Annotated in this window: 10 protein-coding genes and 1 pseudogene; 4 read left to right on the forward strand and 7 right to left on the reverse strand. The window is 61.2% G+C overall.

What is annotated here, in order from left to right; all coding sequences use genetic code 11:
• The 4 genes from BLT60_RS23310 to BLT60_RS23330 form a co-directional block, all read right to left on the reverse strand.
• Positions 1-353: DUF2924 domain-containing protein (locus BLT60_RS23310; protein WP_139167943.1), on the reverse strand; the 353-nt coding region annotated here is incomplete at its 3' end.
• A 210-nt stretch (positions 354-563) separates the two neighbouring features.
• Entirely contained in the window at positions 564-2810 is a 2247-nt protein-coding gene (locus BLT60_RS23315) for a phage/plasmid primase, P4 family (RefSeq protein WP_175478611.1), read from the reverse strand.
• Positions 2811-3228: 418 nt separating this feature from the next.
• Positions 3229-5208 (reverse strand): hypothetical protein, encoded by a 1980-nt coding sequence (locus BLT60_RS23325; protein ID WP_090881164.1) that lies wholly within the window; start codon positions 5206-5208, stop codon positions 3229-3231.
• Complete coding sequence (locus tag BLT60_RS23330) at positions 5201-5992, reverse strand: hypothetical protein (RefSeq protein WP_090881166.1); 792 nt, start codon at positions 5990-5992, stop codon at positions 5201-5203. Before BLT60_RS23330 ends, BLT60_RS23325 begins: the two co-directional genes overlap by 8 nt.
• Positions 5993-6176: 184 nt before the next feature.
• Here BLT60_RS23330 and BLT60_RS23335 point away from each other — a divergent pair, with 184 nt between their 5' ends.
• From BLT60_RS23335 to BLT60_RS23350, 4 genes and pseudogenes are all read left to right on the forward strand, one after another.
• A complete protein-coding gene (locus BLT60_RS23335; RefSeq protein WP_139167944.1) occupies positions 6177-6374 on the forward strand; it encodes a hypothetical protein in 198 nt (65 codons plus the stop codon).
• A gap of 34 nt (positions 6375-6408) precedes the next feature.
• Positions 6409-6822 carry a thermonuclease family protein gene (locus BLT60_RS23340; protein ID WP_090881172.1) on the forward strand — a complete coding sequence of 138 codons (414 nt, stop codon included), beginning with the start codon at positions 6409-6411 and terminating at the stop codon, positions 6820-6822.
• A gap of 20 nt (positions 6823-6842) precedes the next feature.
• Positions 6843-7471, forward strand: a pseudogene (locus BLT60_RS23345) (exodeoxyribonuclease III).
• 530 nt (positions 7472-8001) lie between these two features.
• Positions 8002-9045: an endonuclease/exonuclease/phosphatase family protein gene (locus BLT60_RS23350; RefSeq protein WP_090881175.1), complete on the forward strand. Its 1044-nt coding sequence runs from the start codon at positions 8002-8004 to the stop codon at positions 9043-9045.
• A 220-nt stretch (positions 9046-9265) separates the two neighbouring features.
• Here BLT60_RS23350 and BLT60_RS23355 read toward each other — a convergent pair whose 3' ends face one another.
• The 3 genes from BLT60_RS23355 to BLT60_RS23365 form a co-directional block, all read right to left on the reverse strand.
• Entirely contained in the window at positions 9266-9877 is a 612-nt protein-coding gene (locus tag BLT60_RS23355; RefSeq protein ID WP_090881178.1) for an ankyrin repeat domain-containing protein, read from the reverse strand.
• Between the two features lie 69 nt (positions 9878-9946).
• Complete coding sequence (locus BLT60_RS23360; protein ID WP_139167945.1) at positions 9947-11776, reverse strand: non-ribosomal peptide synthetase; 1830 nt, start codon at positions 11774-11776, stop codon at positions 9947-9949.
• A 14-nt stretch (positions 11777-11790) separates the two neighbouring features.
• Entirely contained in the window at positions 11791-12906 is a 1116-nt protein-coding gene (locus tag BLT60_RS23365; protein ID WP_090881182.1) for an amidohydrolase family protein, read from the reverse strand.
• Between the last annotated feature and the right edge of the window lie 145 nt (positions 12907-13051).

The raw sequence follows: 13051 nt of genomic DNA on the forward strand, positions 1-13051 counted from the left end.
AAGTCGTCGCCTCTGACCGTGACGCAGTGCTCGACGCCGTTGAACTCCCTGATCAGTCGGGTGCCGGCGATGGGTCTGACCGAAGCCCGAGCCTTCCCAGTCGAACCTCCGCGATCGATCTGTTTGGCAAGCGCTTCAAGTCGAGCCACGGTGTCCTTGGTGAGCCCGCCATGGGCGAGTTCCTGGATGCGGTAGGCGAGGCGGCTTTCGAGGAAGCGGCGATTGTAGGGCGGCGGCTCGGTCTCGAAGAGATCCCGCCACTGCTGCTTGAGATCAGGTGTCGGAGCTGTCTTCAGCGCGGCGAGGCGGGCGAGCACCGACGGGGTAGCGGGATGGTTGTCGTAGTCGATCATCGGTCGGCGGTCTCCAGTTCGTTTCTGGCATGACCGCTCCGTGTAGCGAGACAGTCCACCGAACCTTCTCCGCCATCTGAAAATAAAGAACTGGACTTCAGCGCCCGCATCCGAATGAGCCCGAGCGCAAGGATCTCACCGATCTCGGCAACACGCTCTCGACCGTCAGCTCCGTTCGGATTGCGCGGAGGAGCCAGATGCGCCGGGCGCTTAGCTCCGGTCATCGGATGATCCCGCCGCAGTCGCAGACGGCCGGAGGCGGAGCCCCCAGAAGCCCCTGGCATTTGAGTGCCGGTGCGGCTTGAAGCGAACGACGAGTGAGGATGAAAAGCTCTTCTTCGATCCGAACGGCTCTCCGTTCGTCTCCGACCAGACGCGCCAACTCGCGTAGAGATTGGCCGACGATTCCCAGTAGGCTGGATCGAGGTCGCAGCACTCCTCGACCCATCGTCCAATCGCGTCCTCCGCCTCGAAGTAGTCCTTGGTCGTCTCGCGCACGACCTCTGGCGGTTCGAGCCCCCGTGCCTGCCACGCGAGACAGCCTTCGATCGCCCAGTCGAGAATTCCATCCTTCTCAAGTAGTAGCTTCGCCTGCAGCTCGGGGTCCCGGTCCTCAGCCGGGATCGTCACCGTGAACGGTATGAGATGGAGCCGACGGCGCATGGCTTCGTCGACCGTTCTGATTATCGGCTTGTGGTTGCCCGCGACGACGAGCTTGAACTGAGGCTTAAAGTCGAAGAAGTCGCGGTTCATGAACCGGGCCGTTACCCGATCGCCGCCAGTCAGGACCTTCAGCTTGCTTTCCGCCCAGGGACGGTCCCGTTCCGTCTCTACCGCAGTGACGAAGCGAGCTCCGCGAAGCTTGGCAAGTTCGGTCGGATGCCGATCGCTCGAACTCGACATCAACATCTCGATGGGTGCGATTTCGGCGTAGTCGCCCAGGATCGCGTCAAGCGTGCCGGTGAACACCGACTTGCCGTTGGCGCCCGTGCCGTAAAGGAAGAACAACGCATGCTCGGACGTGACCCCGGTCAGGCAGTAGCCGGCAACGCGCTGCAGGTAGCCCTGGAGAACGTCATCCCCTCCGGTCACCCGATGCAGGAAGCTATGCCATATCGCGCATTCACCTCCTGGTGCGGCTGCTGTCACCTTGGTGACCTCATCGGCCGGAGTCGGCTGTGACAAGGTGCCCGTCCTGAGGTCGACCGTTCCCCCTGGGGTGTTGAGAAGCCAGGGATCGTGATCCCAGTCGTCCGGCCGGCGAGCGTGCCGAGGGTCGGACCGCGCAAGGCGCTCGACCGCCGTCACCGTGGAGGCGGAGGTCATGGACTTCTGGCCGGACTTAGCTTCTGCGGCGATTGCCCGGCACATGATCCGGATGACGTGCTGTACCTCCCGAGCCTCATCGTCACACCAGCGGTTCCCCGACCACCTCAGCCACTTCCCCCAGACGGACACATACTTCCACCCGCTGGCGTTGAGGCCCGAGAAGGATTCCGCGAGAGCGTCCTGCGATCCCTCCGGAGGTGCGGGTATCTCTCCCTCGATAAGGGTGTGATTTCGAAGATCGACCGCGACCAGCCGATCGGTCTCCGCCTTGAGGCGGTCCAGCGGCCACGGCGGTCGGACGCATGCCTCGTTATAGGACCTGATCGCTTCCCAGGCTCCATCCCAGCCGACCCGGCCAAGGCGGTGCTGCCGGGCCCAATGGCCGATCACGGTGCTCAATGCCTCGTAGCGAGTCGTGCCATCCTGACCACCCTCGCGAACCACCATCGCCATCAGCCGTTGATGGTCCGGCCGGACGGAGGGGACCTGGGCTTTTCCCGTGTCGAACGCCGGCATTCCCGAAGCCGCGTCCCACAGCCGGCCGAGGGCGTACTCGACGCCGACGTGTCCGCGGATTTCGCAAAGGCGCTCCGAGCCGTGCTTCCGATAGACGGATCCCGGAAGTCTGATCGGCTGATGTGCGGACCGGAAGGCGGTATCGGCCCCGGCCTTGTCGGCAAGGAAGCCGCGCAAGCTGCAGGCGGTCTTGAGCTCCTCGCCAAGCGCCGGTGCCTTCAGCGCCCAATGCAGATGAATTCGGTCGAAGCCTTCTTGCGTCCTGCCACCCGAGGCAACCTCCATCGACGGCGTGCCGAGATGCTCGACCAGAAGCTGGCGCTTGCCTTGTATGTCCCCCTCATCCAGATCGACGACCACGGACCTGATTGCCGTCACATCGGCTGCCTTGGCCGACCCAGGTGCCACGACCGTCCCGGGCAAGACGAAGCACGCCAGCCCCATGTCCGACGCCAGCCTGGCCTCATCCGTCAGCCGTGCTGTGAGGTCGGAGTTGATCTCATGGAAGGTCAGGCGCGGCGTCCGGTCCGGGTTACCCTTCTCCGCAAAACACCGGACGGCGATCCAGCCATCAAGGTCGCGAAAGGCGAACTCGCTGAAGGCGGCGATCATCTGCCGATCGGGCAGAATGCCGGCATCCTTGTGGGCGACCGGAATTGGGGGCGTGCTCACCGATCGATCTCCGACTGGTCTGGCTCGTCCGGGGCTGGCAACCGTTTCCGCTTGACCTCGAAGGCTTCAACGTCAGCGAGCCGGTAAAGGACACGACCTCCGACCTTCAGGTACGGCACGCCCGTTCCGAGACTCCGCCACTTCTCCAGTGTCCGGTGGCTAAGGCGCCACCGCTGCGCCAGGTCGTGTTGAGTGAGATGGGCGAGCTCAGAGTTCGGTTGCCCGGAGTTGGCTGTCATCGCTACTTCCTCTTGACTCGCGTCGCTGCGCCGGGGCGCGGCCAGACGCGTCGAATTGCGAGGAAGTCTCCGGGATCTCGTCGTCTGGGTATGTAGTCACGCCTGAAAGAGTTGTGACATCAACCACTCGGAAGTGGGCTTTTTTTGCCATTCCTGAGAGGGTTTTGTGACGTCGGCGATAAAGTTGTGACATCACCCCGTGATGCGGACGCGACTGCGGTCTCTTCGACCGAATCGAGCAGAAGATGGGGGTTCAATCGATAGCCGCTCCAGCCCTTGCTCTCGATGATTTCGTCCTTGTCGGGAGTTATCTCGAAGGCCCGCTCGAATTTCTCCTGGAGCTGTTGTCTCACTCGAGAGACCTGCTGTCGCAACGCCGCTTCCGTTATCGCCTGGGTTCGCGCAAGCTTCTCGGGCGACAGAAAGCCATAGCCGGACCTCGAGCAGCGTTCCGACATTTCCCTCAGCCGGAGGTCCGCGAGCGCAGCAAGCAAGCTGTACCCGACGCCGCCTATTTCCACCGCACCGGCGATGGTGGCGAAGCGTGCAGCATGATGGAAGGTGACCACGATGGGACGTGGCAAAACGGGTATGTTGCGCAGTGTCGCCTGCTCGGCGATTGGCGCTTCATGTTCCGTCGGATCCCTCAGTTTTTCGACGATCAATCCCGTTGGTGACCTAAGGAGCGCGAGGAGGCAGGTCCGAGGTAGCGACGAGGCGGAACCGACGGTAGCGTGTTCGCGAAGAGCGACGTTAGTGACGCGGCAGACCGCTTCGCCATGCCGCTGGTGAAGAGCGTAGAGACGGACCGCATTGGCATTCATGTCGCCGGGCAAGTGCGAGAGAACGCGAAGCGCGTTACCGTTGCGGGTGTAGAACGCTGTCTCTGTCATCTTGGCGTATCGTGCCGCCGAGAGCACGTAGGATTCCGCCAGGGCCGTGTGCATCGGATCGTCGCGTCCCCCCGTGAAGAGATCGACGCGATATCCCTCATGGGGATCATCTTTCTCCAGCCCGGCTGCGAGGATCGCAAATCGGCGATCGAGGCATTGGGTGCAGATACCGCACTGCTGTCCGGAACTGGCCGCCAACCTGACGTGGCTGCAGCTGAAGCTCCTTCCGATCAGATCGGCATGGCCGGCGTCCCTGAGGCGGCCAAGGACCTCGGTCTTGGTATCCCAGAAGAAAGGGTTGCCGACGGTGAAGTCGCCACCCGTCACAAGACCGAACAGCGCCGCGAAATCCGACAATACCTTCGGGTGTGTCGTCCTGGTGGCTCGACTGCCGAGTACGTGTCCGGCGATCGGCAGATTGACGCTGACGACGCCATTTTCGAAGAAATCGAATTGGCTCTTTCTGAAGAGCCCGGCAACGACTGCAGCAAGGCAGGCAAAGAGGAATGAGCGGGTGCGCTGTGTAAACGAGCTTGGTTCGTCCAGTCCCCTCGTGATGCGCACAGGCACGTGAAAGACAGACCCTGGTGCGGATCGACGACGAAGCTCTTCAACGAGTTCGCGTTGGCGAGCCTGGACGTGGGTTGAGGCACAATGGGAAACGAGCGCGACCTTGCGCCCGGAGCGAAGACACGACGCCGCGCCCGCCAACGAATCGAGACCGCCGGAGAAGAGGATGACGTCGTCGGGATGGAACCCCGACGGCGCATCCTCGAAGGTGAAGTCGAAGCGTTCGTCGGCGGCCCGGGGACTTCTCGCTTCAACGAAGCGAAAGCGATAGTTGTCGTCTGACAGGAAGGTCAAAGTCGAGACAAGTTTCTCGATGACCGCCTTGCCTTGCCAGAAACCGACGTCTCGGACGGGTATCTCAAAGACAAGATCGCGTCGCCACTCACGCCCCATCCCCCGCATCGCTCTCCCGCCGCGCGAAACCAGCTGGTCAGCGGCATAGACATAGGCGGCAATCTCAAGCAGGTCGACGAACCGATCCGGTATCGTCGCGACCATCTTCCTCGAGATGTGATCGATCTTCAGGTTGACGCGGTCGTCGGAGCCTTCGGGTCCGTCAACGTCGAGGTATCTTGTCCCTGGACGATTGTCGCTGCCCCCGGATCGCCCGCAACGGAATGTCGATGTCTCACGCATCGACCTCGTTCCTCAATCGCAGCTCGTCGCGCAGTTTGCCCATCGCGACGAAGACGAAGCCGCCGGCTTTCTTCTGCGTTATTCCGCCTTCGAAGTTGGCCTTTGAAAACCACTCACCAGCAAACCGGGAGACAATGCGCGACGACTCGCGACAATGAAGGTGGAGCGCCTCGACAAACTCTTCGTGCTCTCGGAGAGAAGAGAATCGCTTCGCCATCCCCACGTGAAGAGGCAGTTCACGGCTGAGGTAGTACTCCAGGTGTCGTCTGAGCACACGGCCGAAGAAGTCCTCGGCAAGGAGCCCGAACTGCTTGACCGTGGCCAGCCCGGACAGGATCTCCTGCGTCCTGTCCCGATGCTCGACATCGCTTGTTGCGCCGAAAAGGTCATCTAGAGATCGACGCGTGACCGCTTGGAGACTTTCCACGGCACTCAGCGCGACGATCTCGCCGAAATCGCTGCGGTGTCGAAGTGTCAACCGGTCCAGGTTTTCCAGGCAGGCGGCTGCAATATGGAAAAGATCGGGTGTCTCGACATTGAGCCCGAGACGGCCGAGCGCCGCTTGGAAGGAGTCCTCTCGTTTTCGCGCAGCAAGCGGGATTTGAGCGAGCAGGTAGAGCGCGCGCTGGACGGTCCGATCGTTCGCGTAAGCCTGCAGGCTAGCCGCTGCCGCGTCCGACGTTGCCGAAGCGATTGCGGCGACATCGATCCCGTGGGCGATCATGTCGATGACCGCCACCCATTGCCGTGTGGCCGGCAATTTGCCGAGGTGCTGGTGGCCCATGCCGTACCTTCCTCGCCGCGTGGCGAGGAGTATAGGCGTTTGCGGCCGTCTATTCCCCTCGACCTACAGTAAAGGTCACCAGTCCGTATACTACCGTCAAATGTCACCCGAGTCTCGCTCGGGTGACATTTGTGACGGATGTGACGGATTTGGCCGCGTGAATTCGAAAAAGGGCTACTGCGTCGTGACCAACTGGAAGCAAATCGAGAATGGCCCACTGCTCGCCGCCATCGAGCGGTATCGAAAGGCGAACGGCACAGACCCGCGAGACGACCAGCCGGGCCTCGACGGCGACGAGGGTCTGCTTGGCGTCTATCTCATCGCGTCCGGCTTCCCGCCCGACGGATATGAAGTAGGTTATGCAGGACGGGAGGAGGAATGAGGTGCTCCGTGCGACCCGGATAATGATTGTCGGAATGGCGTCGGTTCTGGTCGTTGGGATTGCTGCCCCGGCCACAGCGGAACCAAATCCAACAGAACCGGCCTATCTCTATCGCGCTGAGGTCGTGCGGATCGTCGATGGGGACACGATCGACGTCGACATCGATCTCGGCTTTTACATCTGGATCCGCAACCAGCGCATTCGTCTGTTCGATATCGACGCGCCCGAGGTAAACGGCGCGACCAAGGCCGCCGGGGTGGCCGCCTCGGAGTATCTGGAGAAGCTTCTCGATGGCAAGACCGTCATCATTCGAACCGTCAAAGGCAAGGACGGAGCGGACAGGGACGACTCCTTCGGACGTTGGCTCGGCACGATCTATCTGGACGGTCTCGACGTGAACCAGGAGATGATCCGGGCCGGTCACGCGGTACCCTATGAAGACCGGTAGTTCGCCGCCCGTGTGACGATGTGCGGATAGCGTCTTTCAACATCAATGGCATCAACGGCCGGCTCGCCAATCTGCTGGAGTGGCTCTCGGAAACGACGCCCGATGTTGTCTGCCTGCAGGAGCTGAAAGCGACGCAGGAGACCTTTCCGGAAGAGGCGATCCGGGATGCAGGGTACGATGCAATCTGGCAGGGCCAGAAGAGCTGGAATGGCGTTGCAATCTTGGCTCGAAGCGCCGAGCCTGTCGAGACCCGGCGGGCACTCCCAGGCGATCCTGAGGATCGGCAAAGCAGATACATCGAGGCCGCAGTGAACGGTGTCATCATCGGGTGCCTGTACCTCCCAAACGGCAACCCGGCACCAGGACCCAAGTTCGACTACAAGCTGCGATGACCGATGCTATCCGCACGCTGAATCCAGACGAGCGGATCTACACGTTCTGGAAGTACTTCCGGAATGCCTTTGCCCGCGACGCCGGCCTCCGTATTGACCACTTTCTGGTCAGCCCACAACTCGCGGATCGGCTCGTTGCTGCGGGGGTTGATCGCGCTGTCCGTGGTCGTGACCACGCCAGCGATCACGCGCCGGTGTGGATAGAGTTGTCGGAACCGAAGCCGCGCCGAAGGCGACGCACCGACCGACGTACTTGATCGTGTACCCGGTTGCCGGAGGCCCTCGCTTGCATGAACTCGGCGTTCGGTAGCAAGCTCGCCACGGGTAAATCCGGCGTTTATAGCCCCTAGTGGCAGTGGTACGGCTGAGATCCCGCATGGCAGCATTGACCCTGCGGAGAGTCCTTCCGGCATCCGCCGCCGTGGGCCGCCGCGGCCGAGACCCCAAGACTTGCAATCACGATACCGATGAAAAAGGCTTTCATTGTCTGTTCCTTTCGGAGGTAGCGAGAATTGCCACGCGCCGAATGTGCACCGTCTGGTTGTCAGGCACAAGCGGCGCCGTCTGGCGTTTGCTGCTGAATTAGGGATTGGACGCACCCCGCCTTAGAACACCATGCGGACGAGGCTACGCCGACCGCGCCTTGCTATCTGAGCCGATAACTTTCGCGTGCTCTCGAAATGGTTGTTTGAGATCAAGAAATCCCGTAATTCGTTTATCGCGAATTCCGTGCATAATTTGACGATGCATCTCTGGATCGCATCCGGTACGGGACTGGGAGGGCGTCATGCTTCGAGGGTTAACGGTATTTATCTGTATCGCGACGTCAGCGGCCTATGCTGAGCCAATCAGAATCGCGACCTGGAACATCGAACATCTCCGGGCTGAGGAGAATATCGGGTCAGTGCCTCGCTTGGCAGCCGACTTCGTTAGGTTGGGAATGTACGCGGACCGGCTCGGCGCGGACATCGTTGCTTTGCAGGAAGTGGACGGCCCCGAGGCCGCTGCTCGCGTTTTCCCCGAGCGCGAGTATGACTTCTTCTTCTCTGGTCGCAACAACGTCCAGCGAACAGGCTTCGCCGTCCGCAAGTCCCTCGAGGTGGTGCAGAACCCCGACATTGTCGACCTCGGTCTCGATGGCAATTTGCGTTACGGCGTAGATATCACCGTCAATGTCGACGGTACGCCGCTGAGGCTACTGGCAGTTCACCTCAAATCATTCTGTTTCCAGCACCCCCTTTCCTCCGGTGGCAGCAACAACTGCCAGCGTCTCAAGCAACAGATCCCTGTCCTTGAAGATTGGATAGACGCTCGCGCCATCGAGGGCGTGCCATTCGCCGTGCTGGGCGATTTCAATCGCCGTTTCGAGATCGACGAAAATCTGCCGTCGGAGGACAGCTTCTGGCAGGACATCGACGACGGGAAGCCAAAAGGACTGGACCTTTCACGCGTCACAGCCGGCAGGACTTCCGAGTGCTGGGGCGGAAGACACCCCGACTTCATCGACCACATCGTCCTGGATCAGATCGCGGTTGGCTGGGTGTCTTCGGGTAGTTTCGAACAACTCGTCTACGATGAAGCCGACGAGCAGTTCGACAGCGTACTGAGCGACCACTGCCCGATCTCGGTCGTCCTCGACATCCCTCCACGTCAAGTAGAGGCGATGCGAAACTTTGTGATGAACGACGCCGGCACGGCTGCCATTCTGTCCAGGATCGACGCTCTGGGTGTCCGCGCCGCTGAGCTTGAAGGGGCGGACCCCGCTCTCGAGGAGATTCGAGAACGCCTGGAAACCATTGAAAGGCGGCTGTCTATTTTGGAAGGGCAGTAGCAGCGCATTCTCGCAGTGCGGGCGCGGCCGGAACACGTGGAGCACGATCGGAACGCGGCCATCAGATGGCGCCAGTGGACCCCGCTGCGGCCTACGCATCTGCAACCATCACCCCTAACCCGACGTCCGGCAGCCTGTCCTTTATAGTCCGTCTGGAACGGCTCTCCCCCTGAGGCTCGTAGACGTCAGCTCGGCGATCATGAGCCGCGTCTCGGTGGCCTCAGGGTATAGCCGGCCGTGCTTGATGCCGACCGGGACACCGCCACCGGCGCCGTGCATCCGGCGGGTATCCTAGACCTGGTGAATGGGCAATCGGCTTGCATGGGGGTTGATCCCCTGATTTCGGTGATACCCCACACCGGTTGTTCGACGCTGACAACGATCGCTTGGCCACCAGACGTAGACGTGCTCGACCGTAGTCTTTTGCGCCCCTTGCCACGCACCCGTCGGGATCGATTTGTCGGAGCCGAAGCCGCCACGGTAGCGACGCTCCCGTCGAGGTGCCTTGATCGTCGGCGACGGCGGCAATCGTCACCATGTCGTAGGCATCATTGTCGAGAGCGTTTGGGTCGGCGCCGGCGCCAGCGAGTGCCGTGACCACGTCTTCGTGCGAGGCGAACGCAGCAACATGCAGCGGCGTCCTTCCGTTTCCATCTCGCCCTTCCAAATCAGCCCCTTCGGAGATCAGGTCCAGAACCGCTTTTAGGTTGCCGTCGTGCGCAGCGCGATGAAGAGCGTCGAATGCAGCAATCTGTTGCTCCGAGGGCGCCGTTTGTGCGGCTGCCGGCGGCAACCCGAGGACGACCCCGACGAGAACCAAGAAGACCTTCATAGGATCACCCCCATGCAAGAGACCTATTTCGTTCGCGATAGCGCGTCGATACTGCACAGGACTCGAGATTCAATCCGAAGCAGTTCTCATTTTCACGACGCCATTCAGGTCCATAGCGCAATTGATCGTCACGAGTTGCTCTGCGAGCGTTCGCACAGTCGTCGCCTGCGCCGCCGCGTGACCCAGAATGTCCAAATCGAGTTCCGTTTCGAGTGCCAGGATAACGCGAAGACTCGAAAGGGAATCGCCGCCGAGCATAAAGAAGTCGTCGTCGATGCCGATCGGGCTGACGTTGAGCTCGCGCTCCCACAGCCGCACCAGATAATGCTCCAGTTCGCTGCGTGGCAGCGCCCTTCCGCGCTGGTCGTTTTCCACCGACTGCTCGGCGAGCGACGACAGCGCGAGTCGGTCGACCTTTCCGACTGGGTTTCGCGGCAGCCGGTCGAGAAACAGGATGCGATGTGGCCCCTTGAATGCCGCTAGTCGTGTCGCCAAGAACGCTCGCGTCTCCGCTGCGCTCAATGTCCCCCCCTCGCGCAGGACGACAGCCGCCGCAACGTCCTCGCCAAGAGTCGGATGCTTGACAGCAAACGACGCAGCTTCCGAAATTTCAGGAAGCGCGAGCAGGGCGTCGTCCACTTCCTGTGGGTTTACTTTCTCGCCACCGCGGTTGATGAGTTGCTTTGTGCGGCCCGTAACGAACAAATCTCCCTCAGCGTCGAGAAAGCCCTTGTCGCCGGTGTAGAACCAACCATCCCGAAACTGCGCGGCGTTCGCTTCATCATCATTCTCATAGCCCGTGAAAACGTTGCTGCCGGCGATCGCAATGTCGCCTTCCGCGCAAACACCGCAGTTGGCGCCTTTCGCATCGACAATCCTGATGGAAGTACCGCAGGAACGACCAGTAGACCCTGGCTTGCGGCGGTCCGGTGAAAGGCCCGTCGAGGTGATCAGCGGGCTCGCTTCGGTCATTCCGTAGGTCTGAATCACCGGGACCCCGAATTGCCGCTCGAGGTCGGCCATCAGCCGTGGAGGCAAAGCGGCCGCAACCGACCTGATGAGGCGTAGGCTGACTGGTCCAGGGGGCAAGCCGCGGCGCTCTACTTGCCCGGCCAACTCGTTCAGTGTGGTAGGAACCCCCTGAAACCAGGTTGGTCTCATGGTCTGGAGCAAGCTGAAGAACTGTGATGCGTCGAAGCCGGCCGTGCTGATTATCGTTCCGCCCGCAGCCAAGGGCGCGAGGAGCAGATCGACCACTCCGCCGATATGGTACTGCTCCCACATGGATAGACAGCGGTCATCGGCTGAGAGCTCGATTGACTTGCACACCTCCAGCGCCGAGCAGCAAACATTGCGATGGGTCAGGGGTACAGCCTTGGACCGGCCGGTCGATCCGGAGGTCAACAGCACCAGAGCCAGGTCGTTCGGCCCCGGAGCGGTCGCCATCGCTCCAGTATCAGTTCGGCCGACAAGACCCTCGGCGCCTTGCGCCAGATACGCGACTGGCAGCCCAAGCTTTTCAGCGATGACTGCTGCGGGGCCGACGCCTTCCTTGAGGGTGAGTACGAGATCGACCGCTGTCTCGGCAAAATACCGTTCAAATTCTGCGGCAGTGTAGGCTGGGTTGAATGGCACTGCGGTGCCAGCGTGGCAAACGGCCAGTGATGCCACGGCCATTTCTTGCCCATTGGGGAGAACAATCGCAATTCGCGGCCGGCGAGGAACCGTCAACGTCGCGGCATGGAGATCAATTGCCAAACGAAGGACGCGGTCCAGTAGGCGCGTGTAAGACATCGTTTCGCCTTCGGCGGTCACCAAGGCCACCGAGTCACCTCGCAGGGCGGCACTGTCGCGGAGTAGGCTCGCCACGTCCTCGAAGGGCACTGTCGCTTCGGCCATGGTCTCTTGCACTGTCAGTTACCCCTCAGTGCGCGCGCTTCCTCTTCGCGATCGCGTTCCAAATGTCGTCTGACCCGCTCCCGCTCGCCCGAACTGAGCCGCTGGCCAGAGGCAATTCGCGCCATGATATCGACGTCGTAGTAGCGAACGGCATTGCAGAGAACGAAGACCTCGTCCATCAAGTCAATTGTCCCGGCCGGGGACGTGATGTCGCAAACGTTGTCCGACCCAATGCGGACATGAATTCCGGCCGCCAGCATCTCGAGGACGCGGGCGATCGAGTTATGGGTTGGCGCCATTAGCCGGCTCAGTTGCCGCATGCTGAGTGCCGCCGAAGGGCAGCAGATCACCCCGATGTTGAGCGCGGCCAATTCGTCGACGACACGTGAGAAGCGTTCCGTGCCGTAGGCCGACGGCGAAATGACATGAACCAGCCAAATCCGCGGCTCATCTGCGAGGGGAACGTCCAGTGCCATTTCCCGCACCAGTCGAATAATACGCTCGGTTCCGTCCTCGTCCGCCCGGTTCTGCTGATCGACATGGATGTGAATTTGGCGATCCAGCTCCGCGGAAAGCGTCAGAAGCCGGCGACAATGATCATCGAAGCCAATATGGTCGGGATAGGTCAGGCGATCATCGCGTTCGGGGAGGCACCCGATGAAATCCGCTCTTTCTGCCGCTTCCAGAAAAAGCTCCCAGCGTTGTGGCTCGTCATCCCGGAATCCGAGCGGTGAATAGGCTCCGACTCGAAAATCGATCTGGCTGGCATGCCGGTCGCGGATGGTTAGAAGCCGGTCCAATGCGCTGGTTCCCACGCGATCCGCCGTCACGTCGACAACAGTATCGGCGCGTGTGGTTCCGATAGCGGCCATCGCCTCGACGTAGCGCTCAACCCGCGCTTCAAGCAAGTCCGGCTCATAGCATTCGCTGGCGTGGACGAGGGGTATCAGCGCATGCTTCTGGGAAAGGGAAAGATGAGAGGCATCTCTGCGGTTCTCGTCGAGCATGCGCAGCGTGGCACCAAGCGTGGCAACGCGATCGAGGTGCAGATGCGCATTGAACATTCCGCCAAGAGCAGCTGTGCACTCGATCAAATCACTGAAATACGGGGTCGTGAATCTCCTCAGCATCCGCCCGCAATATCGTCATGACGCCAGTCATTCGTCCTCATCACGAGTTCGTCTGACTATGTGGTGCCGCGAAGAGCTTGGCAAGGTGGAGCGCGGCGGCGTTTGTTGCAGATCGACCCGGAGGTGGGGGCGTTCACATTGGGTT

The sequence above is a fragment of the Bauldia litoralis genome (genome assembly GCF_900104485.1).
In the GTDB taxonomy this organism is placed as follows: Bacteria; Pseudomonadota; Alphaproteobacteria; order Rhizobiales; family Kaistiaceae; genus Bauldia; species Bauldia litoralis.